Below are 16366 nucleotides of genomic sequence, written 5' to 3' on the forward strand. Positions count from 1 at the left end.
GATAAAAAATCTTTTCCCCTTTACTTTATCAAAGGATTAAGACTATTTTCAATCTTCTTGTTTAGGTAATTTCAGGATTAATAAGAAACTTATAATCGCTAAGACTAACAAACCTATATATACCATATGCAGCCCGCTGGCTAAGGCTTCCTGTAATATATTAAGAGCTTTTGAGCCAAGTGCTTCTCTATCTGCTTCCTTGAGCAGCTCATTCGTGGAATCGACTGTGTAGGAATCAGGCAGACTGGAAGCTTCAATATTCGCCTTGATTCGTCCGTTTAGAATCCCTCCTAAAAGAGCTGCACCGATCGCACTCCCGATTGTACGCATGAACATATTTGTTGCGGTGGCAATTCCACGTGTTTTCCATCCCACACTATTCTGGATCGATACGATAAACGAAGTGGATGAGAGCCCCATCCCAATACCAATAAAGAGAGATCCAGATGCAGCAAACCACGGTCCTTTTTCAGGACTTAACATGGAAAAGAGAATTCCCCCGATAATTAATGAAATCCCGCCAAGGATAGAGGTCGATCTAAATCCTATCTTTAATAAAAGATGACCTGCGGAAGTAGAGGCTATCGGCCAGCCGATCGACATCGTAGTTAAGGTAAATCCAGCAACTATAGCTGGCTGTTCCATCACACCCTGAACAAAAGCAGGGAGATAACTTGATACACCGATAAGGATCATCCCTGTTGTTAATGAAGTAAGGTTAGCGTAACGTATCGATGGAATCGACCATATATGAAAAGGCATCATTGGTTCCTGGGCTTTCCGTTCCTGCTGCATGAATAAGAGAAATCCTACCACTGCAACAGTGAGTAAAATCAGCATCGGAAAGGAAACCCATGCTATTCTGACTCCACCTTCAACAAGAACAACCATGATCGAACTAACTGTCAGAACCACCCAAATTGAACCAGCTACATCCACCGAGCGCCTTTCTTTAATGACTTTCTCATCAAAAAAGTAAATAATTCCTATCATGGCAAGGAGACCAAGAGGAATGTTCATCCAAAACACATAGTGCCAGCTTAAAATATCAACAAAAAAACCACCAAGCGCTGGTCCTGTTACTGCAGAGATTCCCCAGACACTTGCAAGGTAGCCTTGAATCTTTGCGCGCTCTTCCTTTGTATAAATGTCTCCCACGATGGTTGTTGCAATAGGCATCAAGGCACCTGCCCCCAGGCCTTGAATTAACCTTGCCCCGATAAGTACCTTCATGGATGGAGCCATGGCAGATAGAATAGCTCCTACAAGAAACAAACTAATTCCAGTAAGGAATATGGGTTTACGTCCGAAGATATCAGAGAGCCGGCCAAACAACAATACCGTTGCTGCATTCGTCAGTAAATAAGCTGAAAATACCCAGCTATATAGACTGAAACCGCCTAAGTCTGAAACGATGCTCGGCATCGCTGTAGAGACGATGGTCGCCTCTATCGCCGCTAAAAACATAGCAAGCATGATCGCAGCTAATATATAACCGCGATTTTTTATGTAACGATCTTCCATACATTTTCCCCTTCATCCAAAAAAATAGATGGCATCATGATGATGCCATCTATTCTAACATAGGTTTATTCTTTAGTGGTTGTAGTTTTATAGATGTTTCAGTGTTTCGTGATAATGCTTACTAAACTGCTTCAAAATCGTTCGGCGAGTTACGATTCCATCAAATTCTCCATCCTCATTCGTAACACAAACAAAAGGAAAATCAATCAATTTATGCAGTGCATCGATCATATTGTCGTCCAAATTTAGACAAGGTACATCTGTGTCCATAATTTCTTTAACTTGAATTTCCGACAGACGATTAAGTTCAAAGTCTTCAATACCCAATGTTTCTTCTAAAATTTTTGTTTTGCTGATAACCCCTTGAAATTTATACGTAGGGTCAAGAACCGGAACAGCTGAGTATCCAGACTTAACAAGGACAAGCAAAGCGTGTTCCAAAGGATTTCCTACTTGTACGTGGGCTACTTTTTCAGAAGGTATCATAATATCCGATACCTGAGGAATTTCTAATTCCAATCTTTCTTTTTCTAAACTTACCATAGTAATCTTTCACTCCTTTATATCGAGCAACTGAAGGAGCAGTTAGAGACGCTCTTGTGAACCATGAATAGTTTAACATACATCGAAACACATATCGACCTGCAAATTCCGACAAACCTCTCCTTACAAACTCTTTAGCCCTATTCTTTACCCCGAGCACCCAAATGGATAAACCTGTAAAATACATTTTCTCTTTGATAAGTTTTTTTAAAGGCGTATAATGGTAACAATCCAACGATATTGGAGCTGAAAAAGAATTATGACAACTCATACATTTTCAAAACGTGAAGAAATCGCGAATGCAATCACGCACGGCATCGGTGCTGTTTTAAGCTTAGCGATGCTCGTCCTCTTAATTGTTTTCGCAAGTATTGAAGGGAATGCCTGGCACTTAGTCTCTGTAACAATTTATGGAATCACCATGCTTTTACTTTATGTATCTTCGACGCTCGTTCATAGTTTCCCCCCAGGAAAAGCCAAAGATCTCTTTGAAATTTTCGACCATTCAGCCATTTACTTATTTATAGCTGGAACCTACACTCCGATTTTACTCGTCCCACTAAGAAGCACTCTTGGATGGACACTTTTTGGTATCGTCTGGGGAATGGCGATACTTGGGATCATATTTAAAGTATTTTTTGTAAAAAAATTCGTTATCCTATCTACCATTTTTTACGTGCTGATGGGCTGGCTAATTATCCTGGCATGGGGGCCATTGACTGCAGAAGTTCCAGCGGCCGGCATTACTTACCTAGTTGTCGGTGGCGTAATGTACTCCATAGGTGCAGTCTTTTACGTTTGGCGAAGCTTTACCTATCATCACATGGTCTGGCACTTGTTTGTTCTTGGAGGATCAATTCTCCATTTCTTCTCCATCTTCTTTTACATCACTTAATGAAGAAACGCTCAGACATTCGTCTGAGCGTTTTTTTAAAAAGGCAATTACTTGTTTGTTTTCAGACGTCGCTCTTCTTCCAAAAATTCCGCAAAAAGGTTTATGGATGAAAAGGGTTCCTTAACAACCGATTCCATGTAACTTTTTCTCTTATGTTCATGCATGACTTCAGTTTTCTGTATTCGTTCCTTAATAAATTGAACACTTGTGGCTTGAATATCTTGATATAGAAATTTAACTTCTTTTTGAAGCGCAAGACCAAACGCCCCTATGATGCTAAATAACAAGAGTGGCAGAATGTAAATCTGGTCTGTTTTTTGAGCCAAAAATAAACTGAGTATATTAATCAAAGAAACAGGTATGGCAATGAAAGATAGTAAGGCGTACCGTCTCATTTTCCTAAAGATCGGTTTGGTGACCCTATCCAGTTCTTTAAATTCATCTACAATATAAGCAGGTAAATGTTTATGTTTAGATTTCATGTGCTCCCAACTTTCTTTAAACTAATAGCCCTCATTTATCAACATTACCCATAAAAAAAGCGATCTATACTATAATATACAGATCGGCTTTTATATTTTATAGCACTTAATTAGTTGCCTCTTATCCAATAGACATATGAAAAAAATTTTGAACCTGCATTTTAAATAGAAGATTAATTTTAGCAGGTTATATTCTTTGCGCCTGGCTCTTCACGGTTTCTCACCCTACTTTGAAATCAAGTCATTAAATTTCCCGTTACAAACTTATTCTCCATTTTACCACTGTCACCATTCTTTATTTTATATTATCATTAAGCTTTGGCTGGATGCCGCTGCATTTGAAGAACATACTAATGTTTTTTTCGGTCGCTATTCTCACCAATATAGTTATATAAGTTCGCTTTTACCTGCATATCAAAAATATACCTAATAAAATGAATCGTGAACTAAAACACATCAAATAAGCTATACCCTAAGCTAACCTTAACAAGGGTTTAGCTGTTCTTTTTCTCCTAAAAAACACCCATCCATAAATAGATGAGCGTTTAGTTGGCTATGTATCTTATTGTAGTTTAAAAAGGATCCTCTGTCCTTGGTTGTGTCGGGTCACAAGCAGGGTATGGCTTCTGTGTAGATTCAGCCAATTTATACAGGTAATAGCATTCTTCACGAAACATGTGGTCAGCCATTAATCCCGAAAATGTACCTAACAAAGTTTCTGATAACTCCATTTCTTCTAACTCACTGAGAAAAGTTTTAAACAATTTCATTTCAAGTTCTACATCATTATTAAACCTTCCAAGAGCCGGAAATGAATTCAAATTAGTTCGTAAATATCCGGTTAGTTCTACTGATTTTAAATAAAATTGATTAAAATGCTTCATGAACTCTTCACTCTTCTTTTTCAGACGTTTCTCTACACCGTCTAACTGATCATTAATTGCACCTGCGTGGCCTGAAGCATCCAATAACCATAGCATATGGTGATGCAGTTCATGAAAAATTGGAGGAATATCTCCTTTACCAAGAAATCCGATAACTAATAAATACTCCTCAAGCTCATTAACCATATGATTGAAAAAAGTAGGAGATAAGTGGACACCAACCTTTCCCTTTAGTTGGCGTTCAAGTAGTGACAGCTTAAACTTGCGAAATTCACGTACAACTTTTCCTACTTGATTAGTAAACTCCTGTAAATCCCCCATCTCATCATTACGGACGGCTCTTAGGAATTGATCAAACACTTCTACATATTCTTTTGCCTTTTGGATCCCCGTTTCTTCCGATGGATATAAAGCATCTCGAATAAAGCGTGCATGATCGCCAAGGATTTGTAACCAAAACAAATGCTCAAATTTGGCACTCTCCCTATAATTCTTCATCTTTTACCTTCACCTCCTTCATCAATATATGATTTGGATTACAAATTTAATTACTTAAATATTCGCACAATAAAAGACGCCTGGGTCATTCCCCATTGGGCGTCCAAATAAATGGAAATTTTCCAAAAAACTCAGATAAACCACTGCTTACACTTTAGAATAATCTGTGAGATCTTGGATTTTCTTTTGGATTCTTCCAATTGTTTATTTATTTGATCGATTTCACTTCTTAAGTCAGTGACTTCTTTTTTCAGCTCTTCCATTTGTTTAGTATTAGATTTTTCATAAGACTGATTGAAAACTTTTCCCAAGTTTTTACTAAGATTGAGATCGTCATTACTTGATATTCTATCTAGAAACGATTGATCTTTAAACATAGAAGTTGCAAATTTCAACAGAGCATCGATATTGACCGTATTTTGGGACGACTCGGCTGACTTTTCATTATATTTTTTCTTCTCCTCCAAATTTTCCTTACTCCTTTTTCACTAAATAAATTGGGAAACGTCAGTGAAGTGACGTTTCCCCAAAAACCTATTAACCAATTGTACCGAGAATTTCATTGATACAATCAATAACAATTTGCTGTTGTTCAGGTGTTCCCAAAAGCACAGCAACAAGTAGCGCCACCAAGAATAGAAGCGCGATTACTACAGCAACTAAAGTCATTGCACATTCCCCTTTCATTTCATAAAAGTTTGTAAGTGACGTCGCTTACATTTAATAATCTATGAAATAAAAGAGAAACCGCTTGTACATCTGCCCCTTTTAATAGAAAAGACTCTTATCCCTGATAGATTTAACCTGTATTTGTGCTTTTACTTCTTAGATTTGTGTTCTTACTTCTTACATTATTTTTCCAAGCCTGATCAACATCTATCATCCGTTTCGCAGCGTAAATGAGTAAAAATTGCACGATGATGATTGGCAGTCCCATCAACCCTGAAATCACTTCAAGCGGTGGCAAACCTCCAATTCTCATCAGCACTAATGCCATGAGTGTAATAACAGCAGCAATGACGATTCGCAGCACTTTCGGTGGTTCAAATTTACTCATGTCCCTTGTACTTGTATAAGCTGCTACTGTATAAGTGGTAGAATCAAGCGTCGTTGTCAAAAAGATAAGCGCTACAATCATAAAAACAATAATGGAAAACTCGGCAATCGGCAAAGTAGATAGAATTTCAGGAATCGCCGCCATTCTTTCATTTTCTTCAACTAAATTTAAAACAGAAAGATCTCCATTCAAATACCTGTGCACACCCAATCCTCCAAGTACTCCTGTTGCAATCCACGAAATTAGCGTCGGAGCAAGAAGATACGTTAGAATCATTTCTTTAATTGTTCTTCCTCTTGAGATTTTGGCTGCAAACACACTATGCAGCATAGCCCATGTAGCACTATAGGCATACCAAAAAACCGTATTACTTTGAATGTGAGAAGCCTTTCCTTCGTACACGGAACCTGTGTTAAGAGAAATGTTCAAGTAATTAGATAATAGAAAATAAACACTATCTGAAAAATAATTCAAGATGAACACGCCTGGTCCTGCGATAAGAATGAATATAGCAAATATTCCTGCCAAGTACATATTCCATGTACTTAAACGTTTGATTCCTTTTTCAATTCCTAAGTATGCACTCAGTGAAAACAAGAATACCCAAACAATCGTGACAATAATGGTCATCCCAAATGTCACGTTCATACCTAATAGTGCGGATAAATTATGTGTAATTATTGGAGCTCCAAGTCCTAACGTAACAGAAGCACCAGCCAATATACTGACTAGGAAAAGAATATCAAGGACTTTTCCCGCCCATCCATCTGTCAGTTTATCTCCAAAAATAACACGACAGGCTTCAGAAATTCTCATTAACGGACGTTTACGGACATGCAAAATATATCCCATTGCAGGAGCGATCATTACGAATATAGCAAAAACCTGGAAACCCCAAAGAAACATGCTATAAGCGTTACCCCATAACAAGGCTTCTGTCGACCCAGGTTCGACTCCTGCTGGTGGATCATTTGCTACAGATGTCCACTGCAGCATGCCTGTTCGCATGATGGTCGAGCCAACTCCCATGGCGATTAAAATGGATGCATATTCGAAGAGTGTAAATCGGGGCTTCTCTTTCGGATCACCGAGGACAACTTGACCATATTTGGAAAAAGAGAAATATAGTCCTGCTGCAACGAGTATGATCCCGTACCATAGATACCCCCAGCTGAACACTTCTACAATATAATCGAATATAGAATTTAATAGTTTCAGTGACTCCGCTTCATATAATGTAAACGGTATACTGATGGCGATGATAATGATTAACGAAGGAACAAATATTCCATAGTCAATCAAGTTTTTCTTTCTCATGGAATCCTCCTCTTTTTTTCTTTGGTTTCCCACGCGTTCTCTTAATACCCCATAAATGTCTATTTATAACAGAAATTTTCTATTTTAATATAACTCTTTAGTTCAACACCGATGTTCAAATAGCAGGATAGGGGGCTTATTTACAAATCACGGTAAAATTCTTTTCTTACCAAAAAGGACTATATCTTATTGCAAGATATAGTCCTCTCTATTATTTGTTTTTTGTTAACAAATGAATTTCACATAACTTCTTCAATGCTTCAGATAAACTGTGCCCCTTCTCAATAGTAAGTCGACCTTCTATTAAAATGGGAATTTGTTGAGCCACTGGCCGCCATCCAGGGTAACTACTTCTCCGTTCATGTATGACGCCTCTTCAGACAAGATAAACCGTGCAAGACCTGCAATCTCTTCTGGTGTTCCCAATCTCCCAAGAGGTACTGAACTTAAGGTACGTTTTGCAGCTTCTTCTGATTCAAACAGCCGATCTGCTCCTCCTGTGCGCTCGATTGGTCCGGGTGCAATTGCATTCGCTCGAATGCCATACTTTTTACCCCACTCAACAGCAAGAGTACGTGTCATCGCTAGTACACCTGCTTTAGCTGATGCGGAATGAATGACCCCAGCTCCAGCATTCCACGCGTACGTAGCAACCATATTTAAAATCGAGCCTTTAATCTTGTTTTCAATCCAGTAATTACCTACCGCCTGACTGCAGTAGAATGTGCCATTCAGTACGATATTGATAACCGAATTCCAACCGTTAGGCGAGAGCTTTTCAGCAGGCACTATGAAATTTCCAGCTGCATTATTGACGAGGTGGTCTATTCTTCCAAAAGCTTCATGCGTTTCATCAACCATTCGCGTAACATCTTCAACTTCTCGAACATCCATTTGAACCAATAACAGCTGCTCTTCTTTTCCTTCTGCGATCTGCCGTTTCGCTTCTTCCAGTCGCTCCATGTTTCGACCTGTAATTGCAACTTTCGCTCCTTCATCTAAGAATCGTTTTGCCATATAAAGGCCCATTCCACTGGACCCTCCTGTTACAATGACTACTTGATTTTTCATTCCCATGACCTCCTAACTCTTCTCTCTCATTACATTCCACATAAAAAAATGAATTCCTGTTCATTTTTAAAGAAATATTTTCTATTAGGCATGTTATGAAGGTTGAATCATAGAATTCGTGGTATAATGACCAAGAATTTTAGAGGAGAGGTCACCATATGAAATTAACAAGGCGCAAGTTTATTAAGAACAGTTTGCGTAGTGTTTTCGGGATTATAGGCTTAACTGGTGCCAGCTATTATTATGCAAGATACGTTGAACCGAGGATGATTGCGATAAGGAATTTCACGTTAGAGAGTGTCAAAATACCAACTAGCTTGCATGACGTTAAAGTTCTTCAGTTCTCTGATACGCATGTTGGCTATCACTATGACTTAAAACAGTTTAAAAAATTAATAAATGAAATAAACAATCAAAAACCAGATTTGATCTTATTTACCGGAGATTTAGTTGATGCTCCGCATTTGTACGATTTTCCTGATGAGCTTCCCATTCTATTGAGCCAACTTTCCTCCCCGTTAGGGAAGTTCTGGATATACGGGAATCATGACCATGGCGGGAATGGGACGGAGAAAATTAAAGAAGTGATGAAAGCTGGGGGTTTCAAATTACTTCAAAATAGCCATACAAGAATTGGGGACAATAAAGGATCTTTTATTCTTGCTGGATTGGATGACGTGATGCTTGGAAGACCAAATATTGATGAAGCACTTCATCTTGTTGATCCGGATATATTCACGTTACTTATGGTACATGAGCCTGATGTTGCTGATGAAATTCAGCATTATCCGGTAGATATACAGCTTTCTGGTCATAGCCACGGAGGTCAAGTCCAACTTCCTATCTATGGGTATATGATTACACCTCCATATGCAGAGAAGTATGTAGAAGGAAGTTATCAGCTTGGTGATCGGCTGCAGTTATTTGTGAGCCGTGGGGTTGGGACTACACGGATGCCGTACCGATTCTTGTGCAGACCAGAGATCTCAGTTTACACACTGAAATCGAAGTAATTATAACAGTTTTGTGACAACCTTCCTTACCTTTATCAAAGCTTTTACAAACGTGATACGATAGCACTATCTAACAGGCAGATTTACTAACAGAAACGGGATCAAACCCGCCATAATTAGAAATGAATGGAAAAAGCGTAACTTTGACCTATATACCATTTTTTTGAAATTTGTTTAAAATAGACGTAATAGAGAAATAAATATGGATGAAAGGAGTTTACTAATGAAAGACCTGAAGACAACGAATCGTGAACTGGCCGAGGCCTTATTCATAGTGAATCGTCATGCAAAAACAGCACCCGAACCCAAACATCTGTATGACATTAAGAAGCATACAATAGACAAGCTTCTCGAGGAAAACCGCGCTAAAAAAATTGGCCTCCACTTTTCCGATCATCCCAAGTTCAGTCAGCAGCATTCCACTCTCCTCATTGAAATCGGTGGGTTCTACTTCCACATTCCAGCTAATAAAAGTGATTTCGATCAGCTTGAACATCTAGGCAAGGTAGATCATTCATATCGCAATCCCAAGCCTAAACTATCTCTTTCAAAAGCGAAACGGACACTCTATCGATATTTGGACTGGGAACAGCCTAAACCGATGACTCAATCCTTCCAATCCACACTGCAGCCTTCTTTTCTTGGACAAACTGATATCACTCCGTGGAACCAAAGAAGGAAAAAGAATTAACTATTCCTATCGTCCTCTAAATGTTTCATAACTATTGGAAAAAGGTATGAAAGAAATAGAGGAGGATGATACGATGTCGATGAACCATATGGAGGATTTCCTGTATCAATTAAAGGATTACATGCAGTATACTACCGAGCTTCGCTCATCTTATGAACACTTGTCAGAGCATGAGAAAAAGCTCGTTGTAGAAGCATCACCAACAAAACAAAGTCCTGAAGTAATGGCTAAACAAGCCTACGCCTGGCATGATGAGCTATTTAAATCATTGAATAAGTCAAGATGAGACAAGCCGCAGATCATGCGGCTTTTTCTATTTTTATCAATGATTACCAATGACTTTACTAGATCAATAACCATCATTTTGGAAGCTTGGACGCCAACTTTGTCACCCAAAGCATCTGTGACTCTGATTTCTATTTTCGAACTCGATGGTAGACCCTTTTTCATCTTCCAACGTTATAGTCGATCTGGAAAAGGAGACTTTTTTAAAGATTTCCATAAAAAAACCACCTGATTATAAGGCGGCAAATAAAAAGTAAATTATGCTGCTCGTTTTTTGGAACGTTTAGAAAAGTGAACCCACGTTCTTTTAATTACCTTCAAAAGCGAATATAGGACACCGTAGCTGCTGATTGCCAATAAACATAAAGGCCAATAATATTCCGGCAGCATTGATTCTTTCTGAACCATCGCATACCGATCCACAAGTTGAAGAAAAGCTAAAGCTAAAAGTACGCTTGTCGTATAGCTGGCCATCGTACTCCAGTGATTTAACATAATCCATTCAATGACTGGACGAACAACCCACATTAGCGAAGTCACCAATAAAAGCACTAATGAAAATTGAACATATTCGGGTTTTAGATTGAACACCTGCAATAAGTCTTCATCAAGTAATCCTAATGTCTGATCCAAAAAGGTAAAATCAAACCAATTGTTCATCATTGCTTCCTCCCATACATCCGCTTGCCTTACCATTATGGACATAGGGAGGAACGTGTAAACCCTCTTATTGATGAACCATCCCTTTATTCTTTAGCCACTTCAAACCTTCTCTCCGGCTCAAAGGCCGGCACTCTGTGTAATCTAAATAATTCACCACAGCTTCAGAATTTGTTTTGCTATACTCTCTTAGCGCCCAGCCTATCGCTTTTTCAATAAAAAATTCTTTTTCATCTTTTAGAACATCGATCGTCTCAAATAGAAGCTTTTCATTTGTTTGACCTTTATATTTAAGTTGATGCAAGATGCTAGAACGTCTCACCCATAAGTTCCTTGAGTGCCTCCATTTTTCTGTAATTGGCTTAAGCATGTCGGGATATTTCTTGAAGTATTCTCCACATAGATTAGAACCAATCATATCAACCGTATCCCACCATGACTTGGTCACGAGTAACTCCTTATAAATACCAATCTCGGATCGTGAAGCGCGCTTTTTGCCTTTTTCCAATAAAGCGAGAGCAGCGTATTGACACTCTCTTGCTGCTTCCTCAAATAATAACAATGCAGTACGTATTCGATCAGTTTGAGAAAGCAATTGATATTCTTTCAGTATCGGAGTTAACAATTTTTTTCGCTCTGGTGTCTTTATTCCATAGAACAGAAACTGATTTTTCATATACGCTTCCATGCCATCTCGATTTTCTTCATTTCTATGGTTTTGAAACGTATGTACAATTTCATTTTTTATTTGTTCAGGTACACCCACAACATTCAACTCCCAAGGTTTATTTTTGTAAAAAATCTACTAACCGCTCGGCCTGATTTTGAGCTTCGCTATAGCCTTGCATATAAAGGTGGTGAAGCCTCTCTTTATTCCTCTCAATACGGCTGACCTGAAGGGGTTCAGAGGGTCTTAAAACTAATGCCTCCCCGTTTTCTTCCATTTCTTTCACCCTTTTAAGCTGCTGATTATATCGAACATGACGATTCAACAGCGCTTGTGCAAAATAAGGAAACTGTCGGTATTTTCGGTTTAAATACCAGCTTAATTTCATTTTCTTCTTAATATAGCCGTCATTTCTTGTTAATACGATAATATGTTTCCGATTGCCCTGATCAACTGACGGCTGGATTGGAATTGGATTGGAAATACCTCCATCCATCAACTGCTTGCCATCATATGTAATACTTGGTGCGATCAATGGTAGAGAGCTGGATGCACGAATCACCTTTAATAGGCTTTCACGATCGGGAAAGCGATCGATAAATAAAGGCTCCCCGCTGTCCATATCAGTAGTTCCTACAGCGAATTTGGTCGATTGGCTGCTAAAAGATTCATAATCAAATGGAACTAGCTGATTTGGCAGTTTATCAAATATGAAATCCATTCCAAACAGTTGGCGATGAGTAAACATTCGTTTATACGATATGTATTCTGGGTGATCACCATAGCCAACGATAACTTCGTAGTTTCGCTTTTTTTGCTTCGCCACATAAGAACTTCCATTGCAAGCTCCAGCAGAAGCTCCGGCGACAAAAGGAATATGTATATCTTCATCCAATAAAAACTCTAGTACGCCGGCCGTATATGCGCCTCGCATACCTCCACCTTCCAATACTAACCCAACATCTTCCATCTAGAGGCTCCTCCTTTATTTGCCATGTACTTCCATTATATCAAATCAACAGTGGCGTATCATGAAGTAGAACTTAATATAAGTTTAAAAAAGCACCTGCATAGGTATGCGGGTGCTTTTGGCATGTGATATCATCAGTTTACATATGAAGTTGAAGACAATTTCTTAACGTGTTTTTCATCTATTTCACGTTCAATTTTATCTAAAGCTTCTTGGTCTTTTAGCAATTGTTGTTTATTTTGATCTACTAAATCTTCAAAAGAAATACGATTGGGTCTCATAATCAAACTCCTTTCAGATTAATACAATCAAATCATAACAGATTTCGACATTGAATATGTTTCAATTGTTTGAACATTTTGTTAAATCTATATAAAGAGGTGCTTCCATGGAACAATTGATCAACCAATATGTTAAAGACATCCAAATCTCAGGAATACGCCAGTTTTTTAATATGGTCGGACAATACGAAGATGTTGTGTCCTTAACAATCGGGCAACCTGATTTCTATACCCCTGATCATGTCAAAAAGGCTGCGATTCAGGCCATTCAGAATAACCACACTAGTTATACACATAATGCTGGAATCCTTTCTCTGAGAAAAGCAATTGAAAATCATGTTCAAGAAAATTTTCAGCTGGCTTACGATGCCGATACTGAAATCATCGTAACTGTCGGTGCTTCTCAAGCGATTGATGTTTCACTTCGAACTCTGCTTACACCGGGAGATGAAGTCATCCTCCCCGGTCCCGTTTACCCTGGTTATGAGCCGTTGATTCGACTTGCTGGGGCAACACCTGTTCACGTGGATACTCGTGGTAACCAATTTAAGTTGAATGCCAAATTGATTGAAGAAAAAATCACACCGAAAACCAAAGCGGTTATTCTTCCTTATCCATCCAATCCTACCGGTGTTTCCTTAACAGGAACGGAGCTCAAAGACATTGCTAGTGTGATTGAGAAGCATCAAGTTTTTGTCATCGCTGATGAGATTTACAGTGAGCTTGTTTATGAAAAATCACACGTTTCAATTGGTTCATTTTCTACCATCCGGGATCAAGTAATCATCATTAACGGAATTTCTAAGTCCCATGCTATGACCGGCTGGAGAATTGGATACATTCTTGCTCCTGCTTGGCTGTCAAAGCATATGCTGAAGGTACACCAATATAACGTATCCTGCGCAAGTTCTATCAGTCAGTATGCTGCACTTGAAGCATTGACTAATGGAAAGGAAGATCCTTCACGTATGAAAGCTGCCTATATGGAAAGAAAAACATATGTTGAAGAGCGATTAACTCAGATGGGGATTGAATACACTTCACCAGACGGCGCTTTTTATATATTCCCTAAACTACAGATTGAAGGGAAAACAACATTCGAACTTGCTCTACAATTAGTCAAGGAAGCCGGGCTGGCTCTCGTTCCTGGAGATGCGTTTTCACAATATGGAGAAGGTTACTTGAGACTTTCATATGCCTATAGTTTAGAAACACTCCAAGAAGGACTAAACCGCCTCGAGAACTTTCTCAACATAAATTCGGTATAAGCATTTGGGCAACTATTAGAATAATAGTACTCAGTTTCGTAATAAAGTGAGTTTGGAAGTTTCTGTTGACATAGAAAGATTAAGGAGGTACGAGTAATCACTTCCTTTCCATGGGCATGTGCTGAGCCTCCTTAGACTACGTCTTCCGGGGTCTCACCTATCATGTTAATCCCACAGGAATCTTCCGCGGAAGAAGGACATAGGCGAAGACCCCACAGAGAGCGAAGCGAACGAGAAGGCTTGCCGGTTCCCCCGCAGGAAAGCGAGTTGTTTTCCTGCCAACCCTAACACTTATCACGCAACGAACGTGAAAGTGTCGAACCTGAGTCTTCAGAATATGTAAGCTATATTGAGAAAAAGGCTTTGAATATAAGGTAACTCAGCTTTTGTTAAAGAAAAAAGACCATGGAACTTAAAAGCTCCATGGTCTTTCATACGTCATTACTTTGAATTAGAATCAGCAAGTCATCTAATTCCTGACTTAATTGAACGGTTTCTTCACTGGAAAAACCATTCTCAAGCGCTGCTTCACACATCTGTTCACGAAGCTGCTCGATTTTGACAAGTAGAGGATGATTTGTGGTTACTTGCACCTGAGGTTCCCCCTTGCTCTTTTCTATTTAATTTAATTGTATTGCACTTAAAAGAATGTTTGTTCGTCTAATGGTTTAGCACGAGAAAAATTATCTCAATTATCTATGACTTTGTAAAGATGGTTGATAAAACTTCTAATAATTCGACAATCATTCCGTTGTGTTAAGTGTGTATTAAATGACAACTCTCTGTCTTTTCTTTTACCTCACTTGTGATAAAATAAAGAGTGAAATGGACATCATTCTAAAGTCATGTTCATTAAGAAAGGAAGATCAAAAGTGTCAGAACAAGCTAAAAATGAATGGCTCGAGTGGATTAAAGCCATTGCTGTAGCCATTACATTGGCGTTTATTTTAAGGACCTTTTTCTTTGCGACTTCTATTGTCGAGGGAGCCAGTATGGATCCGACACTTGAGAACGGTGAGCGAGTCATGTTCAACAAGATCATTTATTATATAGATGAACCTGACCGCGGAGATATCGTCATCATTGAGAGACCTGTAAAAAGTTATGTTAAACGAATTATCGGCCAGCCTGGTGATTCGATAGAAATTAGAAATCATACCCTATTCATTAATGGTGAAGAACAGACGCAAGGTTATCTTAATGATGAAGCCATCGACGCAACCAGAGACTTTGGTCCTGTCGAGGTACCTGATGGTAAATACTTCGTAATGGGCGATAACCGTTCCATTAGTAAGGATAGCCGTAATGGGCTTGGGTTTGTTAAAGAAGAGGAGATAATCGGCCGAACCGAGTTAGTCATCTATCCACTTCAGGAATGGGGATTGACTAAGTAACCATATTCCCTCATAACCTGTTTGTAGGCTAGACAAATTAAAAACGCTCTACGTGGATCTAATTTCACGTAGAGCGTTTTCCTATTTTGCTGCAGTGATTTTTTCTGACAACTGGTGCAGTGTGTCAATCAAGAGGTCCAACTTCCCTTCCATGCGGTGCAGTAAATAGAATGTCACCGCAATAGGAAAACCGACATCTGTTATGAGTGCCAGCCATGTCTCCACTTCATCCACCTCACTTATAGAAGTGAAAAGCCGCTATGCGGATGGATAGCGGCTCTTCTGGTTAGATTAAAGTTCTACGTCAAAGACGTTACGTTCTACTATTCTTGCTTCTTTCTTCTCAACAAGATCGCCTCCGCTGGAGTAAAAGCAATTCTGAGCAAGAATCGCATCCATCGCTGCGGTGATCGCTGCTGGATCAGCAGGCTCGATTGGTTCATCTAACGAAATGGTAACCGTACGTCCCTCTTCATTCAAAAACTTAAGCTCTAACTTCTTCAAGTGGATCCCTCCTTTTCTATTCCTTTAAAAACTTAAAGATCTGCGATAACAAAACTATCGTTACGTTCTACTGTGTAGAGAATACGCTGCTGAAGCTGGGAAAGAGCAGTTGATACAGTATACAGTTGTTCTGGTGTTGAAGCTGGTTTAACATTGTTAAACGATTTAGTTCGGAAGGTTGGATTTCCTTCCCCATCAACTCCATTTTCAAAAACCATTTGAAGCTGTGTGCCTACTTTTTCAGAACTGATTGCCATGTTTAAACACCTCCTTTCATACTTATAATCGATGCCAGTATAAAAGAGGTGTCAAAAAAGATCGAACCGGATGCCCTATTCTGCATCTGGTTCGATCTTCAAATC

22 protein-coding genes are annotated in these 16366 nt (G+C 39.0%); 6 read left to right on the forward strand and 16 right to left on the reverse strand.

Going from position 1 to position 16366, the window contains the following annotated elements:
* Positions 1-48 precede the first annotated feature (48 nt).
* Positions 49-1524 (reverse strand): MDR family MFS transporter, encoded by a 1476-nt coding sequence (locus ACRYKC_RS03060; protein WP_433805196.1) that lies wholly within the window; start codon positions 1522-1524, stop codon positions 49-51.
* A gap of 87 nt (positions 1525-1611) precedes the next feature.
* Positions 1612-2067 carry a cyclic-di-AMP-binding protein CbpB gene (gene cbpB / locus ACRYKC_RS03065; RefSeq protein WP_433805198.1) on the reverse strand — a complete coding sequence of 152 codons (456 nt, stop codon included), beginning with the start codon at positions 2065-2067 and terminating at the stop codon, positions 1612-1614.
* 256 nt (positions 2068-2323) lie between these two features.
* Between cbpB and trhA the strand changes: the two genes are divergently transcribed.
* Positions 2324-2962 carry a PAQR family membrane homeostasis protein TrhA gene (gene trhA, locus ACRYKC_RS03070; RefSeq protein WP_433805701.1) on the forward strand — a complete coding sequence of 213 codons (639 nt, stop codon included), beginning with the start codon at positions 2324-2326 and terminating at the stop codon, positions 2960-2962.
* 47 nt (positions 2963-3009) lie between these two features.
* Here the strand turns inward: trhA and ACRYKC_RS03075 are convergent, their stop codons facing one another.
* The 6 genes from ACRYKC_RS03075 to fadH all read right to left on the reverse strand — a co-directional run bounded on the left by ACRYKC_RS03075 (position 3010) and on the right by fadH (position 8271).
* On the reverse strand, positions 3010-3444 hold the full coding sequence (locus ACRYKC_RS03075; RefSeq protein WP_433805199.1) for a DUF5392 family protein: 435 nt from the start codon (positions 3442-3444) through the stop codon (positions 3010-3012).
* A 572-nt stretch (positions 3445-4016) separates the two neighbouring features.
* Positions 4017-4826 (reverse strand): DUF2935 domain-containing protein, encoded by an 810-nt coding sequence (locus ACRYKC_RS03080; RefSeq protein ID WP_433805200.1) that lies wholly within the window; start codon positions 4824-4826, stop codon positions 4017-4019.
* 131 nt (positions 4827-4957) lie between these two features.
* Positions 4958-5293: a hypothetical protein gene (locus ACRYKC_RS03085; protein WP_433805201.1), complete on the reverse strand. Its 336-nt coding sequence runs from the start codon at positions 5291-5293 to the stop codon at positions 4958-4960.
* 70 nt (positions 5294-5363) lie between these two features.
* Positions 5364-5513, reverse strand: coding sequence for a hypothetical protein (locus ACRYKC_RS03090; protein WP_433805202.1), 150 nt, complete (start codon positions 5511-5513; stop codon positions 5364-5366).
* A gap of 112 nt (positions 5514-5625) precedes the next feature.
* Positions 5626-7200, reverse strand: coding sequence for a BCCT family transporter (locus ACRYKC_RS03095; RefSeq protein ID WP_433805203.1), 1575 nt, complete (start codon positions 7198-7200; stop codon positions 5626-5628).
* Between the two features lie 303 nt (positions 7201-7503).
* Positions 7504-8271: a 2,4-dienoyl-CoA reductase gene (gene fadH, locus ACRYKC_RS03100; protein WP_433805204.1), complete on the reverse strand. Its 768-nt coding sequence runs from the start codon at positions 8269-8271 to the stop codon at positions 7504-7506.
* Positions 8272-8429: 158 nt separating this feature from the next.
* Between fadH and ACRYKC_RS03105 the strand changes: the two genes are divergently transcribed.
* The 3 genes from ACRYKC_RS03105 to ACRYKC_RS03115 all read left to right on the forward strand — a co-directional run bounded on the left by ACRYKC_RS03105 (position 8430) and on the right by ACRYKC_RS03115 (position 10261).
* Entirely contained in the window at positions 8430-9284 is an 855-nt protein-coding gene (locus tag ACRYKC_RS03105) for a metallophosphoesterase (RefSeq protein WP_433805205.1), read from the forward strand.
* 223 nt (positions 9285-9507) lie between these two features.
* Entirely contained in the window at positions 9508-9975 is a 468-nt protein-coding gene (locus tag ACRYKC_RS03110) for a YkyB family protein (protein WP_433805206.1), read from the forward strand.
* A 73-nt stretch (positions 9976-10048) separates the two neighbouring features.
* Positions 10049-10261: a hypothetical protein gene (locus ACRYKC_RS03115; RefSeq protein WP_433805207.1), complete on the forward strand. Its 213-nt coding sequence runs from the start codon at positions 10049-10051 to the stop codon at positions 10259-10261.
* Between the two features lie 257 nt (positions 10262-10518).
* Here the strand turns inward: ACRYKC_RS03115 and ACRYKC_RS03120 are convergent, their stop codons facing one another.
* From ACRYKC_RS03120 to ACRYKC_RS03135, 4 genes are all read right to left on the reverse strand, one after another.
* Entirely contained in the window at positions 10519-10920 is a 402-nt protein-coding gene (locus ACRYKC_RS03120) for a hypothetical protein (protein ID WP_433805208.1), read from the reverse strand.
* Positions 10921-10987: 67 nt separating this feature from the next.
* A complete protein-coding gene (locus ACRYKC_RS03125; protein ID WP_433805209.1) occupies positions 10988-11686 on the reverse strand; it encodes a DNA alkylation repair protein in 699 nt (232 codons plus the stop codon).
* Between the two features lie 19 nt (positions 11687-11705).
* Positions 11706-12557: a patatin-like phospholipase family protein gene (locus ACRYKC_RS03130; protein ID WP_433805210.1), complete on the reverse strand. Its 852-nt coding sequence runs from the start codon at positions 12555-12557 to the stop codon at positions 11706-11708.
* Positions 12558-12691: 134 nt separating this feature from the next.
* A complete protein-coding gene (locus ACRYKC_RS03135) occupies positions 12692-12838 on the reverse strand; it encodes an FbpB family small basic protein (protein WP_433805211.1) in 147 nt (48 codons plus the stop codon).
* A gap of 107 nt (positions 12839-12945) precedes the next feature.
* Here ACRYKC_RS03135 and ACRYKC_RS03140 point away from each other — a divergent pair, with 107 nt between their 5' ends.
* Positions 12946-14106: an aminotransferase A gene (locus ACRYKC_RS03140; protein WP_433805212.1), complete on the forward strand. Its 1161-nt coding sequence runs from the start codon at positions 12946-12948 to the stop codon at positions 14104-14106.
* 431 nt (positions 14107-14537) lie between these two features.
* Here the strand turns inward: ACRYKC_RS03140 and ACRYKC_RS03145 are convergent, their stop codons facing one another.
* Positions 14538-14699 carry a Spo0E family sporulation regulatory protein-aspartic acid phosphatase gene (locus tag ACRYKC_RS03145; RefSeq protein WP_433805213.1) on the reverse strand — a complete coding sequence of 54 codons (162 nt, stop codon included), beginning with the start codon at positions 14697-14699 and terminating at the stop codon, positions 14538-14540.
* Between the two features lie 279 nt (positions 14700-14978).
* Here ACRYKC_RS03145 and lepB point away from each other — a divergent pair, with 279 nt between their 5' ends.
* On the forward strand, positions 14979-15500 hold the full coding sequence (gene lepB, locus ACRYKC_RS03150) for a signal peptidase I (protein WP_433805214.1): 522 nt from the start codon (positions 14979-14981) through the stop codon (positions 15498-15500).
* Between the two features lie 81 nt (positions 15501-15581).
* Here lepB and ACRYKC_RS03155 read toward each other — a convergent pair whose 3' ends face one another.
* The 3 genes from ACRYKC_RS03155 to ACRYKC_RS03165 form a co-directional block, all read right to left on the reverse strand.
* Complete coding sequence (locus ACRYKC_RS03155; RefSeq protein ID WP_433805215.1) at positions 15582-15725, reverse strand: YvrJ family protein; 144 nt, start codon at positions 15723-15725, stop codon at positions 15582-15584.
* A gap of 66 nt (positions 15726-15791) precedes the next feature.
* A complete protein-coding gene (locus tag ACRYKC_RS03160) occupies positions 15792-16004 on the reverse strand; it encodes a DUF2922 domain-containing protein (RefSeq protein ID WP_433805217.1) in 213 nt (70 codons plus the stop codon).
* A gap of 32 nt (positions 16005-16036) precedes the next feature.
* On the reverse strand, positions 16037-16261 hold the full coding sequence (locus tag ACRYKC_RS03165; protein ID WP_433805218.1) for a DUF1659 domain-containing protein: 225 nt from the start codon (positions 16259-16261) through the stop codon (positions 16037-16039).
* Between the last annotated feature and the right edge of the window lie 105 nt (positions 16262-16366).

It is taken from the genome of Halobacillus sp. A1-3, from assembly GCF_050971765.1.
Classification (GTDB): Bacteria; Bacillota; Bacilli; order Bacillales; family Halobacillaceae; genus Halobacillus; species Halobacillus mangrovi_B.

Bases quoted from the DNA above. Each gene is read 5' to 3' on its own strand.
- ACRYKC_RS03060 (WP_433805196.1), bottom strand. From the start codon at position 1,524: ATGGAAGATCGTTACATAAAAAATCGCGGTTATATATTAGCTGCGATC.
- cbpB (WP_433805198.1), bottom strand. From the start codon at position 2,067: ATGGTAAGTTTAGAAAAAGAAAGATTGGAATTAGAAATTCCTCAGGTA.
- ACRYKC_RS03075 (WP_433805199.1), bottom strand. From the start codon at position 3,444: ATGAAATCTAAACATAAACATTTACCTGCTTATATTGTAGATGAATTT.
- ACRYKC_RS03080 (WP_433805200.1), bottom strand. From the start codon at position 4,826: ATGAAGAATTATAGGGAGAGTGCCAAATTTGAGCATTTGTTTTGGTTA.
- ACRYKC_RS03090 (WP_433805202.1), bottom strand. From the start codon at position 5,513: ATGAAAGGGGAATGTGCAATGACTTTAGTTGCTGTAGTAATCGCGCTT.
- ACRYKC_RS03095 (WP_433805203.1), bottom strand. From the start codon at position 7,200: ATGAGAAAGAAAAACTTGATTGACTATGGAATATTTGTTCCTTCGTTA.
- fadH (WP_433805204.1), bottom strand. From the start codon at position 8,271: ATGAAAAATCAAGTAGTCATTGTAACAGGAGGGTCCAGTGGAATGGGC.
- ACRYKC_RS03105 (WP_433805205.1), top strand. From the start codon at position 8,430: ATGAAATTAACAAGGCGCAAGTTTATTAAGAACAGTTTGCGTAGTGTT.
- ACRYKC_RS03110 (WP_433805206.1), top strand. From the start codon at position 9,508: ATGAAAGACCTGAAGACAACGAATCGTGAACTGGCCGAGGCCTTATTC.
- ACRYKC_RS03115 (WP_433805207.1), top strand. From the start codon at position 10,049: ATGTCGATGAACCATATGGAGGATTTCCTGTATCAATTAAAGGATTAC.
- ACRYKC_RS03120 (WP_433805208.1), bottom strand. From the start codon at position 10,920: ATGAACAATTGGTTTGATTTTACCTTTTTGGATCAGACATTAGGATTA.
- ACRYKC_RS03130 (WP_433805210.1), bottom strand. From the start codon at position 12,557: ATGGAAGATGTTGGGTTAGTATTGGAAGGTGGAGGTATGCGAGGCGCA.
- ACRYKC_RS03135 (WP_433805211.1), bottom strand. From the start codon at position 12,838: ATGAGACCCAATCGTATTTCTTTTGAAGATTTAGTAGATCAAAATAAA.
- ACRYKC_RS03140 (WP_433805212.1), top strand. From the start codon at position 12,946: ATGGAACAATTGATCAACCAATATGTTAAAGACATCCAAATCTCAGGA.
- ACRYKC_RS03165 (WP_433805218.1), bottom strand. From the start codon at position 16,261: ATGGCAATCAGTTCTGAAAAAGTAGGCACACAGCTTCAAATGGTTTTT.